This window comes from Halobacillus hunanensis, from assembly GCF_900166655.1.
Classification (GTDB): Bacteria; Bacillota; Bacilli; order Bacillales; family Halobacillaceae; genus Halobacillus_A; species Halobacillus_A hunanensis.
In genome coordinates this window covers 245,597-269,549 of sequence record NZ_FVZB01000005.1, presented here as the reverse complement: position 1 = coordinate 269,549, position 23,953 = coordinate 245,597, and the positions used below count along the sequence as shown (strand labels likewise).

At 41.6% G+C, this 23,953-nt stretch carries 25 protein-coding genes; 9 read left to right on the top strand and 16 right to left on the bottom strand.

The genetic code is table 11. The features are described from left to right. Window positions 1-170 precede the first annotated feature (170 nt). The 5 genes from B5354_RS02310 to B5354_RS02290 are packed head-to-tail and all read left to right on the top strand — an operon-like array spanning window position 171 to window position 4,647. On the top strand, window positions 171-1,409 hold the full coding sequence (locus B5354_RS02310) for an ABC transporter substrate-binding protein (protein WP_079525570.1): 1,239 nt from the start codon (window positions 171-173) through the stop codon (window positions 1,407-1,409). Further along, entirely contained in the window at window positions 1,390-2,247 is an 858-nt protein-coding gene (locus B5354_RS02305) for an ABC transporter permease (RefSeq protein WP_079525567.1), read from the top strand. Before B5354_RS02310 ends, B5354_RS02305 begins: the two co-directional genes overlap by 20 nt. Beyond that, window positions 2,244-3,047, top strand: a complete 804-nt coding sequence (locus B5354_RS02300) for an ABC transporter permease (RefSeq protein WP_245804689.1) — start codon at window positions 2,244-2,246, stop codon at window positions 3,045-3,047. Before B5354_RS02305 ends, B5354_RS02300 begins: the two co-directional genes overlap by 4 nt. Continuing rightward, window positions 3,044-4,006 (top strand): heme ABC exporter ATP-binding protein CcmA, encoded by a 963-nt coding sequence (gene ccmA / locus B5354_RS02295; RefSeq protein ID WP_079525565.1) that lies wholly within the window; start codon window positions 3,044-3,046, stop codon window positions 4,004-4,006. Before B5354_RS02300 ends, ccmA begins: the two co-directional genes overlap by 4 nt. After that, the gene (locus B5354_RS02290; protein ID WP_079525563.1) at window positions 4,003-4,647 is read left to right on the top strand and encodes a TVP38/TMEM64 family protein; all 645 of its coding nucleotides are present in this window, start codon (window positions 4,003-4,005) and stop codon (window positions 4,645-4,647) included. Before ccmA ends, B5354_RS02290 begins: the two co-directional genes overlap by 4 nt. Window positions 4,648-4,687: 40 nt before the next feature. On the opposite strand, the gene B5354_RS02285 is transcribed toward B5354_RS02290, so the two are convergent. The 5 genes from B5354_RS02285 to B5354_RS02265 form a co-directional block, all read right to left on the bottom strand. Further along, entirely contained in the window at window positions 4,688-5,776 is a 1,089-nt protein-coding gene (locus tag B5354_RS02285) for an FAD-dependent oxidoreductase (protein ID WP_079525561.1), read from the bottom strand. Between the two features lie 123 nt (window positions 5,777-5,899). Then, complete coding sequence (locus B5354_RS02280; protein ID WP_079525559.1) at window positions 5,900-6,217, bottom strand: thioredoxin family protein; 318 nt, start codon at window positions 6,215-6,217, stop codon at window positions 5,900-5,902. A gap of 155 nt (window positions 6,218-6,372) precedes the next feature. Then, a complete protein-coding gene (locus B5354_RS02275; protein ID WP_079525557.1) occupies window positions 6,373-7,686 on the bottom strand; it encodes a DUF2254 domain-containing protein in 1,314 nt (437 codons plus the stop codon). 15 nt (window positions 7,687-7,701) lie between these two features. Next, window positions 7,702-8,271, bottom strand: coding sequence for a nucleotidyltransferase domain-containing protein (locus B5354_RS02270; RefSeq protein WP_079525555.1), 570 nt, complete (start codon window positions 8,269-8,271; stop codon window positions 7,702-7,704). A 554-nt stretch (window positions 8,272-8,825) separates the two neighbouring features. Next, the gene (locus tag B5354_RS02265) at window positions 8,826-9,428 is read right to left on the bottom strand and encodes a metal-dependent hydrolase (RefSeq protein WP_079525553.1); all 603 of its coding nucleotides are present in this window, start codon (window positions 9,426-9,428) and stop codon (window positions 8,826-8,828) included. A 354-nt stretch (window positions 9,429-9,782) separates the two neighbouring features. On the opposite strand from B5354_RS02265, the gene B5354_RS02260 reads away from it, so the two are divergent. Next, window positions 9,783-10,742 carry a nuclease-related domain-containing protein gene (locus tag B5354_RS02260; RefSeq protein ID WP_079525551.1) on the top strand — a complete coding sequence of 320 codons (960 nt, stop codon included), beginning with the start codon at window positions 9,783-9,785 and terminating at the stop codon, window positions 10,740-10,742. A gap of 246 nt (window positions 10,743-10,988) precedes the next feature. Here the strand turns inward: B5354_RS02260 and B5354_RS02255 are convergent, their stop codons facing one another. The 3 genes from B5354_RS02255 to B5354_RS02245 form a co-directional block, all read right to left on the bottom strand. Continuing rightward, window positions 10,989-11,273, bottom strand: coding sequence for an iron-sulfur cluster assembly accessory protein (locus B5354_RS02255; RefSeq protein WP_079525549.1), 285 nt, complete (start codon window positions 11,271-11,273; stop codon window positions 10,989-10,991). Window positions 11,274-11,419: 146 nt separating this feature from the next. Beyond that, window positions 11,420-11,836: an organic hydroperoxide resistance protein gene (locus tag B5354_RS02250; RefSeq protein WP_079525547.1), complete on the bottom strand. Its 417-nt coding sequence runs from the start codon at window positions 11,834-11,836 to the stop codon at window positions 11,420-11,422. Window positions 11,837-11,909: 73 nt separating this feature from the next. Further along, a complete protein-coding gene (locus tag B5354_RS02245) occupies window positions 11,910-12,188 on the bottom strand; it encodes a YkvA family protein (RefSeq protein ID WP_079525545.1) in 279 nt (92 codons plus the stop codon). Between the two features lie 162 nt (window positions 12,189-12,350). Here B5354_RS02245 and B5354_RS02240 point away from each other — a divergent pair, with 162 nt between their 5' ends. After that, window positions 12,351-12,890, top strand: a complete 540-nt coding sequence (locus B5354_RS02240) for an NADPH-dependent FMN reductase (protein ID WP_079525543.1) — start codon at window positions 12,351-12,353, stop codon at window positions 12,888-12,890. Between the two features lie 81 nt (window positions 12,891-12,971). On the opposite strand, the gene B5354_RS20820 is transcribed toward B5354_RS02240, so the two are convergent. The 5 genes from B5354_RS20820 to B5354_RS02215 all read right to left on the bottom strand — a co-directional run bounded on the left by B5354_RS20820 (window position 12,972) and on the right by B5354_RS02215 (window position 18,767). Further along, window positions 12,972-13,631, bottom strand: a complete 660-nt coding sequence (locus tag B5354_RS20820) for a lytic transglycosylase domain-containing protein (protein ID WP_079525541.1) — start codon at window positions 13,629-13,631, stop codon at window positions 12,972-12,974. 85 nt (window positions 13,632-13,716) lie between these two features. Then, window positions 13,717-14,595 carry a diacylglycerol/lipid kinase family protein gene (locus B5354_RS02230; protein ID WP_079525539.1) on the bottom strand — a complete coding sequence of 293 codons (879 nt, stop codon included), beginning with the start codon at window positions 14,593-14,595 and terminating at the stop codon, window positions 13,717-13,719. 123 nt (window positions 14,596-14,718) lie between these two features. Then, window positions 14,719-16,158: a carbon starvation CstA family protein gene (locus B5354_RS02225; RefSeq protein ID WP_079525537.1), complete on the bottom strand. Its 1,440-nt coding sequence runs from the start codon at window positions 16,156-16,158 to the stop codon at window positions 14,719-14,721. A 141-nt stretch (window positions 16,159-16,299) separates the two neighbouring features. After that, window positions 16,300-17,028: a LytR/AlgR family response regulator transcription factor gene (locus tag B5354_RS02220; RefSeq protein WP_079525535.1), complete on the bottom strand. Its 729-nt coding sequence runs from the start codon at window positions 17,026-17,028 to the stop codon at window positions 16,300-16,302. After that, the gene (locus tag B5354_RS02215; RefSeq protein WP_079525533.1) at window positions 17,025-18,767 is read right to left on the bottom strand and encodes a sensor histidine kinase; all 1,743 of its coding nucleotides are present in this window, start codon (window positions 18,765-18,767) and stop codon (window positions 17,025-17,027) included. The genes B5354_RS02220 and B5354_RS02215 overlap by 4 nt, the downstream gene beginning before the upstream one ends. Window positions 18,768-19,108: 341 nt before the next feature. On the opposite strand from B5354_RS02215, the gene B5354_RS02210 reads away from it, so the two are divergent. Then, a complete protein-coding gene (locus tag B5354_RS02210) occupies window positions 19,109-19,891 on the top strand; it encodes a carbon-nitrogen family hydrolase (protein WP_079525531.1) in 783 nt (260 codons plus the stop codon). Window positions 19,892-20,170: 279 nt separating this feature from the next. Here the strand turns inward: B5354_RS02210 and B5354_RS02205 are convergent, their stop codons facing one another. From B5354_RS02205 to B5354_RS02195, 3 genes are all read right to left on the bottom strand, one after another. Further along, window positions 20,171-20,902 carry a class I SAM-dependent DNA methyltransferase gene (locus B5354_RS02205; protein WP_079525529.1) on the bottom strand — a complete coding sequence of 244 codons (732 nt, stop codon included), beginning with the start codon at window positions 20,900-20,902 and terminating at the stop codon, window positions 20,171-20,173. A 126-nt stretch (window positions 20,903-21,028) separates the two neighbouring features. Beyond that, on the bottom strand, window positions 21,029-21,232 hold the full coding sequence (locus B5354_RS02200) for a zinc ribbon domain-containing protein (protein ID WP_079525527.1): 204 nt from the start codon (window positions 21,230-21,232) through the stop codon (window positions 21,029-21,031). 58 nt (window positions 21,233-21,290) lie between these two features. Next, entirely contained in the window at window positions 21,291-22,622 is a 1,332-nt protein-coding gene (locus B5354_RS02195) for an FAD-dependent oxidoreductase (protein WP_079525525.1), read from the bottom strand. A gap of 143 nt (window positions 22,623-22,765) precedes the next feature. On the opposite strand from B5354_RS02195, the gene B5354_RS02190 reads away from it, so the two are divergent. Continuing rightward, a complete protein-coding gene (locus B5354_RS02190) occupies window positions 22,766-23,953 on the top strand; it encodes a pyridoxal phosphate-dependent aminotransferase (protein ID WP_079525523.1) in 1,188 nt (395 codons plus the stop codon).

Here is a 23,953-nt window from a genome sequence, read left to right as displayed (position 1 = left end):
ATTCTCTGTCAAAGTTCAGCTTCAAACAGCCTAATTATTTTACTCAACCCCCGTTTGTGAAAAGGGTGGCTTAAACATTTCCCAATAGCTTCTATGTATGTATGATAGATTAGAGAGAATCACTTAAGGGTATAGTAATTAAGGTTCATACATAGACACGGGGGTATCTTATGAAATATTTTATCTATTTGCTGTTGGTTCTCCTCTTCTTGTTAACTGGATGCGGAAATAATGAAGAACAACCATTGAGCAGTTTGAAAGAAGTCACAAAACAATCTTGGTCAGATATAGAAAAATCAGCCACCGGTACTACTGTTCGTTTGTATATGTGGGGCGGTGATGAAGGGATTAATCAATACATTGATAAATGGGCGATTCCACATTTAAAAGAAAAATACAATATCACCCTTGAACGCGTGCCGATGGATACGGCACAAATTTTACAAAAGCTTCAAACCGAGAAGAAAGCGAACAAACAGGACGGGACAATTGATCTCATCTGGATCAACGGCGAAAACTTTAAAAATGCAAAAGAGAATGGTTTACTGGCCGGGTCCTTCACCGATCAACTGCCTAATTTTAAAAAGTTTTATGACACGGATGACCCTGCTTTTACAATAGATTTCGGGACACCCGTTGAAGGGATGGAGGCTCCCTGGGGGAAGGTACAGTTTGTCTTTCATTATAATTCGGCAAAAATCGAAGATCCCCCCTCTTCTTTTAGTGAATTAAAGGGATGGATAAAAAAACACCCAGGAAAGTTTACTTACCCTGCGGCTGCTGACTTTACGGGTAACGCCTTCTTAAGACATGTTCTTTATGCGAAGGCTGATGAACCATCTGATATCTATAACAGTCCACTGGATGAAGAGGCTATTTCAGATACGGCTGCAAAAATGTGGAAATACCTAAATAATATCGAACCCTATTTATGGCGATCCGGGGAGCATTATCCTAATTCGTTAACCGAATTAGACAAACTATACAGTCAAGGACAAGTATGGATGACAATGGGGTACAATGAGGCGCGGGCTGAATCACTGATCGCTCAAGGTGTTTTTCCAGAGACCACAAAATCTTTTATTATGGAGCCGGGGTCAATTGGCAATACTCATTTCCTTTCTATTCCATTTAACAGTTCAAACATAGAGGGTGCACTCACGACTATCAATTTCATGCTTTCTCCAGAAGCACAGCTGGCCAAATACAAACCAAACTACTGGGGAGAAAACACGCCGATCAGCTTAGATAAACTGTCTAAAGAAATGAGAAAGAAGTTTAAAGCAGTTGACCGTGGGGACAGCGTATTAAGCCAGGAGAAACTAGAAGAAAACTTCCTTCCTGAGTCAGAAGCTGCTTATGTAGAGTGGCTGGAAGAGCAGTGGTTTAATGAAGTCGTACAGCAGTAAATTGTGGATACATCTAACCCCTGCCCTTCTTTTTTTAATTCTGCCCTTTTTCGGGATCATTACAGCTGTCCGCCATAGTATTTTCGCTGATGAGGGCTTTACGTTAAATTTCTATCAGGAGTTATTTCAATCTGATCGATTTTTCTCGTCCCTGGCTTTTAGTATTCGCACTTCAATTATTGCCACGGCGCTGGCCATTATGATCGGACTAATACTAGTAAGGCTGTTCCATCCTTATTTAGCTAAACTTTCACCCCGAATATCGGTTTGGCTTCCTATGTTATTCCCCCATTTTGTCTGGGGCTACCTTGTTATTCTCCTGCTGGCAGAATCGGGGCTGTTCGCACAGGTTCTCTCAGCTATCGGCTGGATTGATGGGACAAATCACTTTCCTATCCTCACCCGTGACCCTTATGGTTTCGGCATTATCATTACGTATGTTTGGAAAGAGGTTCCATTTGTTATTCTTATGCTATTGCCTGTTTATGCTGCGATACCGACTACTTCCTACGATGTAGTAAAAACGCTAGGCGGAAATAGATGGGATCAATTTAAAACGGTTGAATGGCCACATATTCAGCCAACACTTATTGAAACCTGCTTAATTATTTTTTCTTTTACCTTAACAGCTTATGAAGTGCCGGCCTTGATTGGGACTACCTACCCTGAAATGGTTTCCGTGCTCAGCTACCAATGGTTTTACGGGGGAAGCTGGGATGAACGTCCCCTTGCATTCGTGGTAATGGTCTGTGTCAGTATTGTCATCTTTATGATTGCCCTGACCAGCTACTTGTATTTGAACCGGCGCCGTATGAGAGCTATGAGGGGGCGTCTATGATAAAACCTATGAAAATCATATTTTATTCACTGGCTATCCTTCTGTTTATCGGGCCTGTTTTCCTGCTGGTTTTACAAAGTTTCACCGAGGTATGGCAATTCTCAGCAGGACAATCTTTAACATTTCAGTTGGATAGTTATAGCACCTTAGTTTCTGACCCCAATATAATGGAAGCTACCTTCTGGTCCCTGGTAATAGGCGCATGTGTGCTAGTTATTAATCTAGTGATCGGACTTCTTAGCGGCAAAGCATTATCTTCGTCTTCTTTTAAAGGAAAATCATTGTTAGAAGCCCTGTTCCTTGCTCCGATCTTGATTCCTGTACTGGCAATTGCGATGGGGCTTCACTTATTCATGATTCGCATCGGTCTGGCTGATACATGGACAGGCGTTGTCTTAATCCACCTTGTTCCAACGCTCCCCTACAGCATAAAAATTTTCCACAATGCCTATCATCAATTCGGAAATCATTTGTTGGAGCAAGCGGAGATTCTAGGAGCAACAGGCTTTCGTCAACTGCATACTATAGAGCTGCCACTCTTGAAGCCTGCTATTCGAAGTGTCACTTTTTTAACCATTGTTATCAGCTTGAGTCAATATGCAATTACAGCGATCATAGGCGGAGGACGAATCATTACACTGCCGCTAGTATTTTTTCCATTTTTGCAGACGGCAAATACTTCACTAATGGCAGCATTCTCAGTCTGGTTCGCTCTACTTCCTTTTTTCATGTACCTGGTCGTAGAACTGTTATTGCTTTTGCTTCCTTATACGAGAAAACCTTGGAGGAATTTACGATGAATTACTCATTGGATGTCATCAATCTCTATAAAAAATTTGGAGAGAAAAAAATCTTACAAAATCTTCAATTTCAACTTGGACAAGGAAAATCATTGAGTATCGTCGGGCCGTCTGGAAGTGGAAAAACAACTTTACTCCGGATTTTGGCAGGCTTAGAATCTCCAACACATGGTACGATCATGCTTAACGGTAAGAACGTAACGCATCATAAGCCAAACAAAAGAAACATCGGTCTTGTGTTTCAACAGCCTCTCTTGTTTCCACATATGACGGTTAAAGAAAATATTGATTACGGAGCCAAAATGGCTGGTCAGTCTTCTAAATCAAAGACAGCCGATTTGTTACGCGCCATAAGCCTGAATGATTATGCAGATCGTTTCCCTGCAGAGATATCAGGCGGTCAACAGCAACGAGTCGCATTAGCCCGAGCAATCGCCTCAGAACCTGAAGTATTGTTGTTGGACGAACCCTTCAGCAGCCTTGATGTTCAACTTCGGGAAGAACTGCGTTATTGGGTCAAGGATTTTCTTTCTCAGCAACAGACTACGACGATTTTTGTTACACACGATCTTGAGGAAGCGATGTTGATGGGCGATCACATTGCTATATTCCATGAAGGCATTTTCCAACAGCTTGATGATGCAGATGAAATTCACAAACACCCTGTTAATCCCTTTGTAGCACGTTTTTTAAAAAGCCATCTCGTTATAGATGATCACCAATACATCCCTATTCAATCTATAAGGAGTAGAAAGCCTGAAGGAGAGCATCGTTCCTATACAGCGAAACTTTTACATTGGACATACACCCTGGGTCAAAAGACTGGTCACTTTTACATAGAAGAGCTGCATGAAACAATCACAATGCCAATAGGTACCATAGGCCTGAAAGAAAAATTTTCTATTTATCTTCCACTAGAAAAGATTCAATTTTTCCAAGAGGCTGGAAATAGAAAATGAGTAAAACCAAGCTTATTAGAGGATTTCTTTTTATTGTACTTTTCGTCATTCTAGCCTGGGTCGCCAGGCGAGAATTAAATATGAACCCGGAAGAAATTCGCCATTATATTTTATCGTTCGGTTTATGGGGGCCGCTTTTATTTATGGGAGTGTATGCCATCGGTCCAATCATTGCTTTCCCTACATCGATTCTTTCGCTCGCTGCTGCTTTCGCGTACGGAGTTTGGCCAGGCATGTTCTTTATTATTATCGGTGCCACAGGAGCTGCCGTCACCGGTTATGTAATCGGTAAGTTCTTTGGCAATTCTGTTGTTAAATTTCAAGACTTCAAATGGGCAAGGCCTATCTACAAACGAATGGAGGAAAACGGATTTCTTTACGTTCTTGTTCTCCGATTAATTCCTCTGGTAGGATTTGATATCTTAAGTTATTTAGCCGGAATGACGAGGGTGCGATTTCGATTGTATCTCCCCGCTACAGTCATAGGAATGATTCCGGGGACTTTTGCCTACAGCCTGCTTGGTACTAGCTTCGCCAGTGGGGACAGCAGTTTTATTATTGGGGCAGTCAGCATGTTTATCGGTCTGATTCTCCTGACATTTATGTTTAGAAAAAAAGTTAGGCAATGGCTTGATCGATAAATAAAAAAGGCGTTCACTCCGTCAAGTTGGAATGAACGTCTTATTTATACTTATCCATGTATTCACGATCAATTTTATTTTTTAGTTTCCATGCCCGCTTATTATGCGCCGTAACAGGACCGTACATTAGCAAAGCTTTCTTCATGCCCGTAGATAAAATATACAGGGCAACTTTCTGAGGTTCATATACGGTCAATTCCTTTGCATCAGAAAAGCGACGTAAGTTCTCATAAAGAATTGGAGCTTGTTTGACTGCGTGTACTCCACTTTTGTCTACATTGGGATAGGTCTCTAACGTTACACAGTCACCAGCCCCAAATATAAATTCATAGTCTGTAAATTGCAGGGTATCAGTGACGAACGGGAATCCCCTTTCATCAACTTTGATTCCCGAAGCTTCAAATAGCGGATCAGCAAGCGGGCCGCCAAGCCAAAGAACTCCAGTATGCCTGATTTTATTGTTTGCACTAGTTATAATATAATCATCATACATGACCTCAGCTCTTTCCTGCTCCCACACCTGTATTCCTTTTGATTCCATAATAGACCTTAATTTCTTTGCAGTTCGCTTTGATATCGAATTAAGAACGGAGGATGAGCTGACTAAACGAACTTGGCCAGGAATTTTGTTTCTTGCCTTATACGCCTGCAAGGCAAGAGCAACTTCGCACCCTGCAGCGCCTCCGCCTACTATAAGCGGTTGACTCGTTTGCCTAAGTTCTTCTATTTGCTCGACCATTTGTTTATTCGGATCGTTCATATGACTAAGCTCTGGAGGAGAGACACATTGATCTGACTGGCTTTTTGCCCCAATGTCAAAACTGATCATATCAAACGGATAAACCGCTTCTCCTTGACAAAGGAGCTTTTTAAAATTTGGATAGACACGCGAAGCTCTTTTTCTAATAAAGTGAACCCCTGCTTCATCAGCTAATCTCCTCACATCAACCCGGACTTCTTCAAGGGAGTAGATCCCTTCAATATAACCCGAGATCATACCTGAATAATAAAAGTACTCAGAAGGCGAAATCAGACATACGTCTACATGATGGATCGGCTGCTCTTTCATAGAACGAAGCACCTCTATATGAGCGTGGCCCGCCCCCACCAGTAATAATCGTCTTGTCAAATCAATTCCCCCTTCATTCAACAAACAAGCTCACGGCAGAACAGTGCCCTGTCTACAAGAATCCAGGAATCCTAATCTCATATAAAAGAAACCCCACATGGAATTACCATGTGGAGACTCTCCCTACAAGCTGCGCTGTAAGAACTCCTCAACTTCTTCAGGAGTCTTTGCATCTGCACTGTGTAAATGGGCTGTTTTCCTACCACCCTGAAAAATCAGAAGACTAGGAATGCCCATGACTTCATATTCTTCAGCAATTTCCGGTAGTTCGTCTCTATTCACATCATACCACTTATAGCCATTAAATTCGTTTACAATATCATTAATAAAAAGGTCCATTCGACGGCAATCTGGACACCAATCAGCCTGAAACTTAACAATAACAGGCTGTTCACCTTCAATTACGTTTTGAAAATTTTCCTTAGTTTGAATAGACTCCATGTGATATTTCCCCTTTATTTAAAAATCTAACTACATCATACGTGATTTAACAGCGCATGTCCTGTTATTCGCTCACACCTGCTCAACTCGATTAGAAGCTGTGGACAGCCCTGATATTTGTTCTCCCTGAATACTATAACAAGCTATATTTCCCCTTACCTTTCGAGGGGTGAAGACATATTACAGGAGGCCGCTAGCCTTTCTGCAAAATAGGCGAATTGCTCATAATCCAGCTCATCAAGTTCTTTTACATCAACCGCTCTTATAATGTATAATCCAAACTTCCAGACATCTCTTTTGACAGCTTCACCATTAACTGACGCCACTTTAAATAATGCTTCCAACACCCCGTTCATGACGGAAATATCTTTGCTGCCATAAATACGTAGTTGATAAAAACTTTTATAAAGATATTGTTCAAACGAAAGGGGCTCCATTATTAACCGTAACACTTGTTCTTCGTCTCCATAATAACGAATTGGCTTGTACACGGTACCTAGTTCAGCTAACAACGAACCTATACGATTGATACAATCCACAGCGGTATGTGGGTCATTGACAGCAGGTGATATGGCCTTGACCGCAATTTCAACCAGTTTTTGTATGGAGAACTCTATATCCTGAAGGTCTGTTCTCTCATTTCCAATAAGCAAAAACTCGTTACAGCTATCTAATTCTTCTTGATCTTCTATATTACTCCAGCATGAATACACAGGCATCCCCTTCTGAATATAACTCCCTATATAAAAATTTGCTTCAAGGAGGGCATCTCTTCTACTAGCCCATTCAACTAAAGACGAGATTTGTACAGCTTGTGCATAGCCTGATTCTCTGGCATATATCGCTTTTTTCTCAGCTTCCTTTCCCTCTGCAATATTTTGTTCGTTCCATTCACTGGCCTCTTGAAAGTCTTTATCCTGGAAAGTTTTTTTAATTACTTTAGAGGTACTTAACCGAATCTTTCCTATTAGGTTATTAACTTGAACAAATCTTGAAGAATGGTGAATAAATACTATAAAAAAACCAAGACAGACAATCGATACGATCACGGTTAGAAAAGGGCTTATCAGTGCTTTGCTCTGTTCTCCTCCCATGAGAAGTAAATTGATGATCACAAATATAAATCCGAACGAGAAGACACCAAGTACATGCTGGGTCACTCTGCTTTTCATAAAGTCCTGCAAGGTACGCGGGGAGAACTGGGTTGAATAGGTTGTAAGGACAACCATGATCGTAGAAAAACTAATCGTTGTCATAGTCAAAATTGATGTAATCAGCGAGCCATACAAAGTCTGAGCTGTACTTGTATTCATGAGCAGAATACTAGGCACGCTTTCTTTCACCTTAGGGATGATCCATAAATCAACCATCGTGACTAAACTTACACATATAATGGATAACATACTATATATCGTAGGCAGAAACCAAAAACTATCCCGAATGTGGACCCAGGCTTTTTCCTTATACATCGTTATCCTCCTGATCTAATATAATAGTGCCTCAAGCCAGGAGTGATTAGGTGCATGCTGGATCAAGGCTTGCTTCAGCCATTCTTTTTGGTGCTCATTTAAATGGGGGAAAACGTAATTGAAGTCATCGTGATCCTTTTCCTTCGTGTTGGCTGCTTTATACAGAAGGACGATCTCAGGATTTAAATAGGGCACTCCTTGCTCTGATTGAAGATTCATCATGGATAAAGGAAAAGACAGCTCTGGATCTCTTCTAAATCTCCACCTCCCTTTACTTCTTTCATTAAGTAAAATCTCTAATTGATTGCCATCCTGGTGAGAGGCATGAATCTCATGAATTGGAAGTTCAACGGGAGCATCAAAATGCCATTTTTCCTTTTTCCCTTCGTTTGCAATGTAAATATCCCAATCCGCAAGCAATGAAGCTAAACTATTTTGTTCATCACGAAATACAGCTACCTCAATATCCTCGTGATCTCGTGTTTCTTCTCCAATATGTAAATCGATAGCCCATCCTCCTGCAATCATCCACTTCCCTTCATAGGAAGCCATGAACTCCTTTACTTGTAAACAACGTTCAAACATTTAGAAACACTCCTTTTAACCTATCCAATATATGATTCCCTAAAAAGATAGACCTATCACATATCAACATAATTCCCCATAACCCGCACCGCTCCATTTCACGCTGAACCTTCTCTGCCATGCAGATGAATAGTTAAGCAGTCCAACGTTCAATGTGCCCTCTCGCTAGTTGAAGAGACTAAGAATATTCTTTATAAAAAAATCTGAAGAAAGGAACTGCTATAGGTACCCACTCAATTTCTATACCCTTAATAAGACTACTCGATACATGACTCTTATGAAACAATTAGTAAAAGGAAGTTTGGAACATAGCTTAAGTGGATAGCTAACATATTATGATCTCATCAGTACTTAGAACTGGAAGGTTTTCTCTTTATTTTCATGTATGCTTTCTTGAAAACGGCACGAGTCGATCCCACAAAGGAATATTAAACAACTAATAAAAAAGAAGAAGGCCTCCATTTCAGGCCCTCTTCTTTGTTTTATTATGTCCCGAAATAATGTGCGCTCCTTTATCTGTAAAAAACTTTTCGTCATCACTTATGTACTACCTACTAAATAACAAAATCCACAAGAAAACAAATGTTCACTACAACTAAAGCTATTACGATAATTTTTTCAGCAGTTGAACCTGTTGTGAACGTTGCAATAAACCGAAAATGTTTTTTAGAAAAAGGATACATCAATGGAATTCCTTTTTTCGTAATAAAATCTCCAATTATATGTGAGCAGACACCAACCAGCAGTCCGATAAAATAATTCAACGGAACAGCAAGAAAGGAGGCAATCAAATAACAGTATCCACCTATCAGAAAAATGAATAAAACGGAATGTGTCATTTTTCTATGACTGCGAACCATAACGAGTATAGGTAAAATAAGCATTGCAAAAATACTTAATTCATCTCTGTACATTTCCAGAATTGACGGAGCACACAAATACAGAATAACCGTTGCCAGAAGGAACGTGAGAAGGATTCTCCAAAACCATTTTCCAAGAGTTGATCTCGGTGTATCTATATCGGGAAGTAGAGACCCGAACAAAACGCATAAAAAGTATAATGCGGTCTCGTAGGACGTATGATCTAGTTCGGGTAAATATGTTAGTGCTGCTACTCCACAAGTAAAGCCAACGACTTGGTGCCCTGATGCCATCATGTTGTTATAACCCTCTAACTTTCAAAAAATAAGCCTGATTCAGTTAGAATCAAGACGCTTTTTATATTATCCTAAAAACGGTCTACCGTAAACTAGTGAAAGCGGAATAGCTTTTATAATGTGTTAGGGAAGAATTTTTATGGTTTACGGCCGAATAGTACTCCGTTAGGGACGAACTCTTATGATCTATGGCCAAGCAGCGCTCCGTTAGGGACGAACTCTCATGATTTATGGCCAAGCAGCGCTCTGGCAGGGACGAATCACTTTAAAGATTTTGCAAAAAAAGAGGAAATAAGCCATTTGCAGCGAATAGTTATTGTTGCAGTTGTATTGACAAGGAGAGTGATTTATTAGATGAATAAAAGAGAAAAAACTTTACAACACCTTCAGCTTGAAGCAGGGTTAAACCGCCTACCTTCCGACCACCCCCGTTACACCGAAATCCATGAAACATTCTTAAAGCAATCAGCAGGTTACTTCGGTGAAACCACACTAGATTTCTACCTTCAATATCTTCCCGACCATTATCAAGTCATCCGAGATATTCGATTATTTGACGGGATTCATTACTGCCAATTGGATGCCATAGTTCTATGTCCAGAATTCATCCTGATACTTGAAGTGAAAAATTTCAAAGGGGAATTGTGTTTCGATTTAGAATGGAATCAGCTTTTTCGAACTCATAATGAACAAAAGGATATTTTCCCTGATCCTTTTCTACAAGTAGAACATCAGAAACGCCAACTTCATCGCTGGCTTGAACGTGTTCATTTTCCTCCGATACCTATACACTCCTTTATTGTCATTTCAAATCCTCATACAATCATTTCTGTAAAGGGCTCAGACGACGATCATTTAAGGAGAAAAATAGTACGAGCCAAAAGCCTGCTGCCAAGAATTGAAGCACTCGGAGAGCAGTTCAGTTTAAGTTCCTGCTCCCCAGAGCAAGTTCATTCTCTGACCCAATTACTTAACACGGAAAATCTCCCCTACCAGACCTCTATTATGGATCGTTATTCTCTTTCATTAAATGACCTCATTAAAGGAGTCCAGTGTGAGCAGTGTAATTCTTTCCCGATGCAACGAAAGCGTGGATATTGGTATTGCTCAAAATGTGCGGCGCGTTCCAGGAATGCCCACATTAAAACATTAAGAGACTATCAGCTTCTGATTGATACCTCCATTTCTAATAAGAATTTTCGACATTTCGCTATGCTACCCTCTAAAAAAGCGGCTCGATTACTCCTATTGAAAATTTGTGACCACCACACCGGAGTTACGAATGATCGCAAATATGTGCTCGACCTAATTTAAACAAGAAAACCGCTAAATCCAGACAAACTTCCCTTTCATTTAGGAAGAATTTTCGTAGGGTAGAACAACTCTGATTTAGGGTAGAATCTGAGTCTGTAAGGGTCGAGTTTTCCTGAGTTACGGTCGAACTACCTCCAGTTCGGGCCGAGTCCTCATGATCTACGGCCAAATTACTCTCCACCAGGGACGAACCCTCAACAAGCACGTCAAATTAACAAAAGCTACTGTGTGCGCACAGCAGCTTCTTTAACAATCCTTTTCAGGCAGCCCGAGCATTTGAAACTTAGGGCCCTCCATAGTTTGTTTCCCGTCAATGGTAAGCTCTTTTGTTAGGTGAATGATCCGTTGATCTATGGCAATCGGGATCGAATTAATATGATGAAGTTCATCGTCCGCTTCAGGTTCAGCTAATGTCATGCCTATATCTGGTTCTCCACATCCGAATCCAGCGAAGAATAAACGCAAACAATTGGCTTCTTCGTCTTCAAGCAACTGGTCAAGAAGATTACGCGCCTGATCAGTTATCTTCATAAAATCGCCCTCACTTTCACATATAACCTACCACAAATACCTGCACTTTAGGAAATTATATTACTCTAAACCTCTCAGAAATCAGCTTTTATTACAATAAAAATAGGCTCCAGGATGATCATCCTGAAGCCTTAGATCTTTCAAATTTAAACAGCTTTAGCGTTAAGTTCTACATCAATATTACCTCGGGTTGCTTTAGAATAAGGGCAAACCTGGTGGGCTTCTTCCACAAGTTCTTCAGCTTCTTCCTGAGAAACTCCCTTAAGGCTTACGTTCAATACAACTCCTACCTTAAAGCCACCATCTGATTCATCTTTTAACAAGCTGACATCAGCGGTGATTTCAGAATCAATATCTTTCTTTTTCTTACTTGCAACCAGGTTAAGAGCACCATCGAAGCAAGCTGAATATCCTGCCGCAAATAGCTGCTCAGGATTGGAGCCTTTCGCATCTCCACTGCCTGGCTGTACAAGATTTAGATCAATTAAACCATCATCGGACTTAACGTGACCTTCACGTCCGCCTTTGGCTGTTGCATGTGCCGTAAACATTACGTTACTCACTATCAATCACTCCTCGATAATTAATGCTCACACAATCTATATATTCCTCAAAAACTTATCTTTTAAACCTCTGTTATTCTTCTATTCGATATTCTTTTTTCAAGGAATCGGGAGCCATTTTAACAATTTGTTGTAAAATAAATGTTAGAATGGCTAAGTCATCGACCAAACCGAAGACTACTAAGAAATCAGGAATCACATCCCATGGAAATAGGAGATAACCAAGCATAAGCAAAATGGCGATCACTTTATTCCCATTAGCAATTTCTGGGGACCTGAAAAATCCTATTAAAAATGGGATCGACCTTTTTATATTAAATAAAAATCGTATCCTTCTCCATATCTTTCTCATTTGCCTGCACCTCTTATTGATGGTTTATGGTTCTATACCCTTCTCCCCGGAACCCTTACACTCATTCACAATTGCTTATTTAAAGCGTATGATTTAACATAATGGTTGAAACATTACTGAAATCGTGCCCATACATGGAAGATTAAAGGGGAGAAGCAGGTCATGAAGATTCTTTTACTTAACGGAACCATTGTTGGAACTAAAACGAAGTCTTTACTGGACGAAATTCAAACCTATATAAGCAAGCTTGATAAAGAGTATGACACAACTCTCATTGATCTTAAAGATTTCGATATGCAGTTCATCGATGGCCGGCCAGTAGATCAATATAATGATGATATGCAGAAGCTGATACACAAAATGGAAGGTGCTGATGCTTACGTCATTGCTACACCTATTTTCCAGGGATCCATTCCTGGAACTTTAAAAAACCTTTTGGATGCCATTTCACCACTGGCGATGCGATATAAACCTGTTTCCATAGTAGCAAACGGCGGGACACTACAGCACCACTTAGTTGTCGAAAGTCAACTAAAACCGATTCTTGACTACTTCCGTTGTCTTGTTACACCTAATTATGTCTATACCCATACCAACCATTTCTCTGCTGAAGGAGAACTTATTGACGAAGATGTGCATCACCGACTAGAAGAAATGACAAAGGTATTCGACCAATACATTCAAACGAGTAAAGAAATCTAAAGAAAACAGTCTTTACTCAAAAATCGATCTTTCAGACAAAACCGCCCCTTACGCTTTTTCAGCGAAGGGGCGGTTTTTTACTCAGGCATATCCTAATACTTTATCTACATAATTCTGAGTCTCTTCAAAAGGTGGAACACCGCCATACTTATCAACGTTTCCGGGACCCGCATTATACGCTGCAAGAGCCAGAGTAGTATCCCCCTTATAACGATCGAGCATTTGCTTTAAATACTTCGTTCCGCCCATAAGGTTCTGCCTTGGGTCAAATGGGTCTGTTACCCCAAGGCCTCTTGCTGTAGCCGGCATTAATTGCATCAATCCCTGCGCTCCCGCATGACTCACGACATCAGGATCAAAATTTGACTCCGCCTTAACAACAGAACGAATTAAGCTTTCCTCGACCCTGTACTTCTCAGAAGCCTCTTTAATGAGTGCTTCAATATTTTGGTTCTCTCCCTCCAAAGCAGTACCTTGAACCGGAGCCTGAGAAACAGGAGGCGTTTGGTACTGGATATGTATAGGCTGGGGTCTAAATGCGTTGAAATTGGTTAACGTGGCTGCTTGGTTATGCTGAGCTGCACTGCTATTACCATATGGCTGATGCTCAGACATCATAGACTGTAGGATACTTTGAAAAGCCATATCACGAACTGAACGACTGATTGATGGAGTGGTGCTTCCACTCAAAGTTGACATTGCCTGGATTTGCATCATATACCGAATTTGGTTAAGCTCCATGATTCACCTCATAGATTTGATTAACTTAATTTTACAAGAATCGAGATGATCTGACAATCTTATCTTTAAATGCCCTGTCAAATCCCTATTCAACAATAACTTCTATATGCTGAGGTTTAACAGAAAAGGCTGCAGGCAATAAATCTCCTTCTTCTCCATCAACATTCGTTACTAGATCCTTCGAGGAGGAAACGTTCAAACTGCGGGCAGTAAAATACTCTACCCCTTTCTGATGCCTTAATTCACCTTTTAACATCGATGTAGTCAGCGAGGCTAATTGGAGCACATTCGGTTTCTTTACAATATAACAATGCATGAGCCCGTCATTGACTTTAGCTTGCGGTGCGAGCTGTTCAAATCCAGCGGTCGAATTTGTTAAGGCAGCAAGGAACAGAAAGGCATTTCCTTCCCACACCTGTTCATCGTGTTCAATATAAAGCGGGTAATCAGGGGTTGAAGCAAGAGTTTTTAGTCCCTCCATGATATAAGCCAGGGATCCGAATTTCGTTTTTTGTTCTGGTGTAACTTCATAACTTGCTTCAGCTATAGCACCAATTGCCACAATATTAACGAAATAGTGCTCATTCATACGTCCTATATCTACCTTTTTTGTGCGGTCAGAACTTAAGACTTGAATGGCTTCCTCAGCATCCAACGGAATGTTTAACGCGCGGGCAAAATCATTTACAGTACCTAGCGGGACAACACCTAGTTTCGGACGATGATGCTGGTCGACCATCCCGTTAATCGTTTCATTAAGTGTCCCGTCCCCTCCAAGTGAGACGACTATCTCAAATTCCTCTCTGCATGCATTTTGGCAAAATTTCATAGCATCAAGTTCTTTCTCGGTTTGAGCTGTCTTTACTTCATACCCTTTCTTGATCAAAAGTTCCTCGATTTGATTCACATAATCCAGCGCCTCTTCTTTGCCTGAAGAAGGATTAACAATTAACATAGCTTTCATCTCGATCTCCGCCTTCCCCATTCTTTATCTATTCACTTCATACCCCATTGCATCCGATTATATTCTCACAGTTATAATAAAAACCACCAGGCATGTCAGCCTGGTGGTGGAGAAAGTGATCATTTAAGCCGATTTTAATTCTTCCTCAAGTGGTATATCTTGCGTCAGATTACGTTTTGCAGCTACAAAGAAAGCTGTAACAATGATAACGGTAATCACTGCCGCAACCACATAGGAGATATTCAGCGACAAACCAAACCCTATTGGTGCATTTAGGATATACGTAAACGTCGCCATCGTTATGAAAGTTGCCGGAATAGCTGCAATCCAGTAATTTTTTCGTGCCAAGAATAAATACATTGCTCCAACCCATAAGGCAATCATAGCTGTGGACTGGTTAGCCCACGAGAAATATCTCCATAGCAGCGTAAAATCAATTTTTGTCAGCGCAAAAGAAATCACAAACATCGGCACGGCGATCCATACACGACTCAACACTTTCTTTTGCGAAACCTTAATGTAATCGGCAATAATCATACGAGCACTACGGAACGCTGTATCACCAGAGGTAATTGGCAGTACGATGACTCCAAGAATAGCAAGTGTACCACCAATAGCCCCGAGCATTGCAACAGATACTTCACTAACCACTGCAGCTGGGCCGCCATTTGCAAGTACTTCACTCAATCCAGTTGGACCATTAAACAGACTCATTGCTGCTGCAGCCCAAATCATGGCAATAATCCCCTCTGTAATCATCATTCCGTAAAAAATTCTGCGTCCTTGTTTTTCCTTCTGAGTGGTACGGGAAATAATTGGTGTTTGCGTAGCATGGAATCCGGACAGCGCCCCACACGAAATAGTTAGGAATAACAGTGGGAAGATCGGTGCGTTATCTGGATGCATATTCGTAAAATTCAGTTCAGGAATCGGTGCTCCAGTAAAAATTAACGCTACTCCTACCCCAATGGCACTGATCAATAATAGAGCCCCAAAAATCGGATAGAGTTTCCCAATAATTTTATCAATTGGCAGCAAGGTTGCCAGCAGATAATAAGCAAAAATAACAAACAAAATAACAGGCATCGTCAACCAGCTGCTCGTCATACTATGAAGAAGGTCAGCTGGTGCTGTTACAAATACAGTACCTACCAACACGAGTAAAAGAATCGAGAAAGCATTCACAACATGCTTCATCACTTTGCCGAGAAACTTCCCAGCAAGCTCTGGCAAATGAGCCCCTCGGTTCCGAATGGAAATCATTCCGGTCAAATAATCGTGAACGGCCCCGGCAAATATTGCCCCAAAGACGATCCAAATAAAAGCCACAGGTCCGTATAGGGCTCCCAAAATCGGACCAAAGATCGGACCAACTCCTGCTATGTTCAACAGTTGGATTAACGAGTTCTTTTTATCAGACATCGGCAAATAATCTACACCATCACTGTGCGTGTATGCAGGCGTTTCCCGCTCTGTATTCAAGCCAAAAACCTTCTCAACATATTTTCCATACGTAAAATATCCAATAATTAAAAGTGCAATACTTACAATAAATGTAATCACGTCGAGTTTCCTCCCTCACTATGTTGTGTAATCGTTTTCACTATCATAGCAAGGAACCGCTTTCACCAGTGTCATTTGTGTTTAACATGTTACATATGTTGCATAACATGTTGAAAAGCATGTCTGTCATACACTCAAAATTCATAACTCTAATTGTTTTCTCAAGCCCTTAATATAGTTACGGCTAACCGAAAGTCTATCTTTATGGCCTTTTATTTCCAGTTGATAAGCACCGTTAAACCAGGGTGTAAGCCGGTCAACGTAATCAAGATTAACGAGATAGCTCTTATGAATTCTGAAAAACGAAAAAGGTTCCAGTCGTTCTTCTATATCCTTTAACGGCCATTTTGTATCATGTGTTTTGTTTTTTCCTACAATCTTCGTTACCCGCCCTTCCCGGTACACATATAAAATATCTGCAGGGTCAAGGTAACTGATTTCACCTTCTTCTTCTACAGCTAGTTTCGCAGGCACCTGAGCTTGAGCAGCTGGCCCACTGCTCCAAGCCAGTTTTTTCTTCAACCGTTCGATAGTCTCGGATAACTGACCTTCATCGAATGGTTTAAGCAAGTAGTCCACAGCTTCATGACGAAACGCTTCAGCGGCAAAATTGGAATAAGCTGTTGCAAAAACTATTACAGGTGCTTTTTTTAATTCTTGGACAGATTGAGCTACTTCCATTCCATCCATTTTTGGCATCTCCACATCGAGAAACAGAACATCGGGCTGCAACTGGATCGTTTTCATTAACGCGGCTTCACCTGAATCAGCTTCACCGATCACTTCTATAGAAGGATACTTCTCCAACAAAAAAATGAGCTCTTCCCGGCTAAATCGTTCATCATCAACCACCACCACTGTCATTCTCATACAGACTCCTCCTCTCTTTTTCCAATGAAAAAGGATATCTCCGTTCCCTCGCCCGGTTCACTGCTAATATGTAGTGCCGATTGATCTCCGTGCATATGCTTAAGACGTTTATTTACATTGTATAACCCTAAACCAGTTCCTTCTTCAGACTCTACCTCCTCATCTCCAAGCGCCTTCAATCGCTCTGGAAGAATACCGCTTCCATTGTCTATGACAGATATATGTACGCCTTTGGTCACGTGTTTAATCCGTATCGTAATTTCACAATCTTCTTCCTGATCCTTAATTCCGTGTTTGATACAATTTTCTACTAAAGGCTGAAGAGTTAAAGGGGCTATTTTCACTCCCAGCGCCCGATCCTCCACCTCATAGTGCACATGTAATTTATCCACGAACCGTGTCTCTTCGATAGTTAAATAGGATTTCACATGCTGAAGTTCTTCCTTCAATGAGGTCCATGTTCTAGTCGTTGATTCGAGATTTTGTCTAAAAAACTTAGAGAGAGCAATCAATAATGCTCTGGCCCGATCAGGCTCTGAGCGTGTAAGGGAAACAATCACATTCAGTGAGTTAAAAAGAAAATGAGGGTTTACCTGTGCTTGCAGTGCCTTCACTTCAGCTGCCCTCGCCAATTCCTGAGCCTTCTCAGCTTCTGCGATTTCAAGCTGCTGACCAAGCAAGGCACTCAACCCCTGAATCAATTCAAGCAGTACGTTCGACACTTCTTTTTCAGATTGAACATAAAACTTCAACGTCCCGACGACCTCCTGTTTCCTGTTGAGTGGAGCGATAACAGCAGCCCCGAGAGGACAGGTCGGCTCACTGCAGTTAATATCTTCATGACGAGCGACAACGAGCTCACCTGTTTGAATGACCTCTCTTGTCGCTCGTGTCAGGATTATCTCCCCAGGCTTATGGTGGTCGTCTGCCTGTCCAACATGAGCTAGTATTTTTTGATTGTCCGTCATTGAAATCGCCTGAACCCCTACTTCATGATAAATAATCTGGCATGCCTTTTGCGCGGAGTCCATCGTCAAACCTCTACGGAGATATGAAATCGTAGATTCCGCCAGTTTAAGCGCTCTTTGAGCCTGAATCGCTCCCGCTTTCTCTTCTTCATTTAATACATTACGAATAATAAGTAAAAACAAAGCCGACCCAACCCCGTTGGCTACGATCATAGGCAGGCCAATCTCCTGTACCAGCTCCCACGCACGGGCAAATGGCGTTGAGATGGTAAGAATGACACCCATCTGTACTGTCTCTGCAAGCGCCCCAACTATTAATGCCGTCTTTAACTTTAGAGGTTGATCTTTTTTGTGAAAAAAACCGGCTATCAGACCCGCTATTACCGCTGAGATTCCACACGCAAATCCTGTGAATCCGCCGAGGGAAAACCGATGGATTCCGGCTATCAGTCCTGCCCCCACACCAATCCGGTAGCCGCCAAACAATCCCGCAGCAACTATCCCGATCACACGGGAATTGGCAAGTGCCTCTGACTCACCAAGATTAATAGCCCAACTGCTATATTCAAATGAATGCACATCATATGTAATACCTGTGTAAGTACCTATAATTCCAAACAACCCAAAAAACACAATCGCCATATATTGCTGAGGCCGATCAAGTGTCTTCTGATCAATCAGTTCACGAAAAAACTTAAAACGAGTAATAATAAAAGCAACAGTTACAATAATGCCCAACCGCTCAAGCATCGGCAGAAGCAGCTCAAACATAGACCCTACGCCCTCTCCTTTTATGATTATGCTAATATTGTAGCATGGTTTTAAGCTTTTCATACAAAGGGCCTCTCAGGAAGCGGGGGCGTTCGACATTGGCACAGACCCTCGCGCGTAGTGGGGTAGTTCGGCGTTGGCACAGGACGTGCCGACCTTAGTCGAACTTCCTTTTCCCCGACCTTAACCGAACTTCCTTACCACCGATCTAGTCTTGCGTGCCAGAGCTGGATCTGGCTAACTTTATGTATGTTTATGGGCTGGAAACTGCTCTTATAAATTCCTGTACTGCCACAAACGGGCAGCAATTTCTGGTACACTGAATGAAAAGAGGTGAGACAATGACAACAAATTTGGCAATTATTCAAATGGATATAGCTTTTGGCAATCCTGAATTGAATCGAAATCATGCACGGGCACACATCAAAGAAGCCGTTGATCATGGCGGGGAAGTTATTCTTCTCCCTGAAATGTGGACGACAGGTTACGATTTAGGACGTTTTGATGAAATCGCAGAAGAGATAGACGGTCCTACCCACCAATTAATGATGGAGTTGGCACAACACCATAAGGTTACGGTCGCAGGTTCTGTTGCCGAACGTGATGGAGAGGATTTTTACAATACGTTTGTTGTCTATGATGAGTCTGGTCAGCGTCGTCTGAAGTATCGAAAAGCCCATTTGTTTCGCTTGATGGATGAAGAGAAGTTTTTAAATTCAGGGGATCAACAGGGGGTTTTTCAATTAGGAAACACACCTGTAGCTGGTGTGATCTGTTATGATATCCGCTTCCCTGAATGGATTCGAACGCACATGCTTGAAGGGGCCCGTGGGTTGTTCGTTACGGCTGAATGGCCAAAGCCAAGGACTGAGCATTGGCGGAATATATTAATCAGCCGTGCTATTGAAAACCAATGTTTTGTCATTGCTTGTAACCGAGTAGGGGCGGATCCTAATAATGAATTTGGCGGCCACTCACTAGTGATTGATCCGTGGGGAACAGTTGTTGGTGAAGCCGGTGAAGAGGAAGAAATATTGATCGTTGAAGTTGATTTTTCCAGGGTAGAGGCTATTCGCGAACAGATTCCGATATTCCAGGACCGCAGACCCGACCTTTATAAGTAATATCGTGTAATCTATCCTATTCCATGATTAGAGGCTGGGACATAATTGAATATCTAAAGTAAAAAGACGAACGAAATGCTGTTTAAGCGGAGAAAATATACGGAGACTCCCGCGGGAGGAAAGGCCTAGGTGAGACCTCGCAGTGCGTCAGCACAAGAAGGCTCAACAGCCGCCCGCGGAAAGCGAAGTTTATTTTCGCAGCGGTTATGTGCACCAATTACAGTTTTACTTACGTTCGGATTTTCAATTGATAAAAATACTTTTGTCCCAGCCTCTACTTTATTTATGGCAAGCAAATATTAGGAAAAGCGGGATCCGTAATCTTCGCTGATACTCTTCCTCACTAGTAAACATTTTCCTCTTAGGCGCACATTCACTAATATCGTCCATTTTAAAACCGGATGTTTTGATAAGCTTAACATAGTCTTCAATCGTGCGATGATACTTAATGACTTGCTCATCAATCCATGGTTCCACTCGTTTTCCCCCGTGAAAATAATCATCTACCATCCAATTTGTCTTTCTCGATGATTGCTCAGCACTCCCCTGCGAAGCCGTTAACACTGGATGCTGGACACTAAAAATAAACTTACCATGTTCATGAAGCGCGTGATTAATCTGCTCAAAAATGTGGTCAAGTTTTTTAATGTAATGAAGAGACATCCTGGAAATGATCACATCATAATGGTTCAGAGGATAGTTCCATTCCTCCAAATAAGAATGAGACACGTGTCCTTGCAATCCGTTAAGATTCTCCGCTGCTTGCGCTGCCATGTTACGCGATCCTTCCACTCCTTCGTATGATGAGCACCCCTGATTAAGCAATTCCACCCCAAATCGGGCATCTCCGCACCCAAGATCAAGAATCTTTTTCTGATCCACTTCTCCGAGCAACTTTATAATAGCTGGATATTCCATCGTATTATTTGGACTATCTTTCCGATTTCTTCTTGATAAGAAACGTTGGAAAAAATCATCCTCATCATAGGCGGATGGACCCTTATACTCCATGTGCTTCCTCCTTTCGTTTAGATGCTTGTTAATCTCTGTATCTTTGCCTATATTTATTTTATCAAAACCACCGTCTTTTAAGGATATAAATTCCAAAAAGCACCCAGCCTTGTGGATGCTTTACCTCTACCCGAAAAATAAATCAAAAATATTACTGCTTTTCGACGCTTGTGCATTATAAAATTCAGAGTACCCGCAACTTTTACAAAAGACTACGGTAAATCTATTGTTTTGCACATCAAACATTTTAGACAGACCAGAACCCGTCATCGACACATCTTTTGATCCCGCTTCCGTACTGCCACATTTTACACATCCTTGTTCTTTCACTGATAGGCCTCCTTTATTTAACGACACAACCCGTATACGATCCAAATGGGAAAATGTTTCACTTTGCACGACGGGCCGCTTGCTGAATTGGATCCCACACACTGTTATAAGGCGGGGAGTAAGAGAGATCCAAATCTACAAGTTCATCAATCTTCATACCATGGTAAATCGCTGTGGCCAGCACATCGATTCGTTTATCAACGCCCTGACCTCCGATAACCTGGCCTCCGAGTAACTGTCTTGATTGTTCATCGTAAATCAGTTTCAGTGTCATCGAATCTTCTTTTGAATAATAGCCAGCTGCATGTGTAGATTCAATTTTAACTGTTTCGTAAGGGATATGTGCTTCCTTTGCCTCCTGGGAGGAAATCCCTGTCCGACCAAGCGTCAAATCAAAAAATTTCAGAATGGAAGTACCGACAATTCCCTGAAAGGTTCGAGAATGATCCACCATATTTAATCCTGCAATTCTACCTTGTTTATTTGCATGGGTACCAAGCGGCACATAATCCGGCCGCTGCTTGACACGATTAAACTGTGTAGCACAGTCTCCTGCTGCATAAATATCCATGATGCTAGTTTCCATAAAGGCATTGACTTCAATGGCTTGATGATAACTTGTATAAATGCCTGTTCCGTTTAAAAAAGATGTGTTAGGGGCTACACCGACTGCTGCCAGGACAAGATCAGTCTCATATTCTCCATGATCTGTGATGACACTCTTTACCTTTTTCGTCCCGTTGAACCCTTCTACAGATTCACCAAGTAACAACTCAACACCTTGCCTCTCAGCCTCTTTATGAATGAATGAACTCATATCCTCATCAAAGATTTTGCCTAAACGATCCCCTCGATCAATGATTCGGATTTTCTTCCCAATGGCAGCCAAATTCTCAGCCATCTCTAGACCAATATAACCTCCACCGATTATCGTCACTTGATCTGCTTTATCTTCTAATCCAGCCATAATATCCTTTGCATCAGGGATCGTTTTTAATGAGTAAATACCGGACAGATCCTTCCCTTCCCATGGCGGCATGACGGGATCTGCACCCGTAGCGATAAGTAAACGGTCATACGACTCTTTAAACTTTTCCCCGCTGTTATGATCTATTCCGTAAACGAATTTGTGGTCACAGGCCACTTTGGTAACTTCATGACGCTGCCTCGCATCAATTCCATACTTATTGCGAAACTGCTCCGGCGTCCGGGCAATTAAATCATCAAATGAATCCACCTCCCCTCCAAATACATATGGCAGGCCGCACTGACCGTACGAATAGATTTCACCACGTTCCAACGTAACAATTTCATTTCCTTCACTATTACGAACAATTTGCATCGCCGCACTCATACCGGCTGCATCTCCACCAATAATCACAAACTTCATTCCGACTCACTCCTTCTCATCATCTATCTTATTTATACCCCAATTTGCTGTTAAGCAAAAACAGAGCTGCTTTACAAATTACCGTTCACACGTTAAGATGACTTATTAGACTTTTCAAAAATATCATGAAAAGGTGCGATACTATGAAAACATTCCCCCAATCGGAAACGCTTAAAAGGCTGCCCGATCAATTTTTTGCGACACTCGTTAAAAAGTTAAATACATACCAGAACCAAGGCCACGATATTCTGAACTTGGGACAGGGTAATCCCGATCAGCCTACCCCTCCCCATATTGTTCAATCCTTACAAAAGGCCTCTGAAAACCCGGTTTATCATAAATACCCGCCCTTTAAAGGATTTGATTTTCTAAAGGAAGCAGTCGCTGAGTTCTATAAACGTGAATATGACGTTGATGTAGACCCTTCCTCCGAAGTCGCAATTATGTCCGGCAGTAAAGCCGGGCTTGTAGAGCTAAGTCAATGCCTGCTTAATCCGGGAGATATCGCACTCGTGCCTGACCCTGGTTATCCAGATTACTGGTCTGGTGTCTCCATAGCTGATGCTGTCATGAAGTCGATGCCTCTTCTGCGCGAGAATGACTTTTTACCAGACTATGCACAATTAGACCACGACATTTTGGAAAAAGCTAAATTAATGTTCCTCAACTATCCAAATAATCCTTCAGGAGCGGTCGCTTCAGAGGAATTTTTCCAGGAAACCATTGACTTTGCTGATAAACATGATGTTTGTGTAGTTCATGATTTCGCGTATGGAGCTATCGGATTTGATGAACATAAAAAACCGCTGAGTTTTCTGCAAATGCCTGGGTCGAAAGAAGTGGGGATTGAAATCTATACGATGTCTAAAACGTATAACATGGCTGGGTGGCGCGTGGCCTTTGCCGTTGGAAATCCTAGTGTGGTCGAAGCGATCGAACTGATTCAGGATCACTATCATGTGAGTCTGTTCGGTGCCCTTCAGGAAGCTACAGCTACAGCTTTACTTGAGCCTCAGGATTCTGTTAAAGAATTACGTAAAACGTATGAGGAAAGAAGAAATATTTTAGCACGAGGGTTTGAGGAGTTAGGCTGGGAACTAATGCCATGTAAAGGGTCATTTTTCGTATGGCTGAAAGTGCCTGAAGGCTATTCGTCACAATCCTTTGCCGATGCACTGCTGGATCAAGTTGGATTGTTTGTAGCTCCAGGTGTTGGCTTCGGAACCTATGGAGAAGGATATGTTAGAATTGGCTTGAACAACTCGAAAGAAGACCTTGAAGAATCAATCCGACGCTTTAAAAAATTTCAAAAAACGGAGTCAGAGCGCTAA

Coding starts and splice junctions, on each gene's coding strand:
- B5354_RS02310 (WP_079525570.1), top strand. CDS start 171: ATGAAATATTTTATCTATTTGCTGTTGGTTCTCCTCTTCTTGTTAACT.
- B5354_RS02305 (WP_079525567.1), top strand. CDS start 1,390: ATGAAGTCGTACAGCAGTAAATTGTGGATACATCTAACCCCTGCCCTT.
- B5354_RS02300 (WP_245804689.1), top strand. CDS start 2,244: ATGATAAAACCTATGAAAATCATATTTTATTCACTGGCTATCCTTCTG.
- ccmA (WP_079525565.1), top strand. CDS start 3,044: ATGAATTACTCATTGGATGTCATCAATCTCTATAAAAAATTTGGAGAG.
- B5354_RS02290 (WP_079525563.1), top strand. CDS start 4,003: ATGAGTAAAACCAAGCTTATTAGAGGATTTCTTTTTATTGTACTTTTC.
- B5354_RS02280 (WP_079525559.1), bottom strand. CDS start 6,217: ATGGAGTCTATTCAAACTAAGGAAAATTTTCAAAACGTAATTGAAGGT.
- B5354_RS02275 (WP_079525557.1), bottom strand. CDS start 7,686: ATGTATAAGGAAAAAGCCTGGGTCCACATTCGGGATAGTTTTTGGTTT.
- B5354_RS02270 (WP_079525555.1), bottom strand. CDS start 8,271: ATGTTTGAACGTTGTTTACAAGTAAAGGAGTTCATGGCTTCCTATGAA.
- B5354_RS02265 (WP_079525553.1), bottom strand. CDS start 9,428: ATGATGGCATCAGGGCACCAAGTCGTTGGCTTTACTTGTGGAGTAGCA.
- B5354_RS02260 (WP_079525551.1), top strand. CDS start 9,783: ATGAATAAAAGAGAAAAAACTTTACAACACCTTCAGCTTGAAGCAGGG.
- B5354_RS02255 (WP_079525549.1), bottom strand. CDS start 11,273: ATGAAGATAACTGATCAGGCGCGTAATCTTCTTGACCAGTTGCTTGAA.
- B5354_RS02245 (WP_079525545.1), bottom strand. CDS start 12,188: ATGAGAAAGATATGGAGAAGGATACGATTTTTATTTAATATAAAAAGG.
- B5354_RS02240 (WP_079525543.1), top strand. CDS start 12,351: ATGAAGATTCTTTTACTTAACGGAACCATTGTTGGAACTAAAACGAAG.
- B5354_RS20820 (WP_079525541.1), bottom strand. CDS start 13,631: ATGGAGCTTAACCAAATTCGGTATATGATGCAAATCCAGGCAATGTCA.
- B5354_RS02230 (WP_079525539.1), bottom strand. CDS start 14,595: ATGAAAGCTATGTTAATTGTTAATCCTTCTTCAGGCAAAGAAGAGGCG.
- B5354_RS02220 (WP_079525535.1), bottom strand. CDS start 17,028: ATGAGAATGACAGTGGTGGTGGTTGATGATGAACGATTTAGCCGGGAA.
- B5354_RS02215 (WP_079525533.1), bottom strand. CDS start 18,767: ATGTTTGAGCTGCTTCTGCCGATGCTTGAGCGGTTGGGCATTATTGTA.
- B5354_RS02210 (WP_079525531.1), top strand. CDS start 19,109: ATGACAACAAATTTGGCAATTATTCAAATGGATATAGCTTTTGGCAAT.
- B5354_RS02205 (WP_079525529.1), bottom strand. CDS start 20,902: ATGGAGTATAAGGGTCCATCCGCCTATGATGAGGATGATTTTTTCCAA.
- B5354_RS02195 (WP_079525525.1), bottom strand. CDS start 22,622: ATGAAGTTTGTGATTATTGGTGGAGATGCAGCCGGTATGAGTGCGGCG.
- B5354_RS02190 (WP_079525523.1), top strand. CDS start 22,766: ATGAAAACATTCCCCCAATCGGAAACGCTTAAAAGGCTGCCCGATCAA.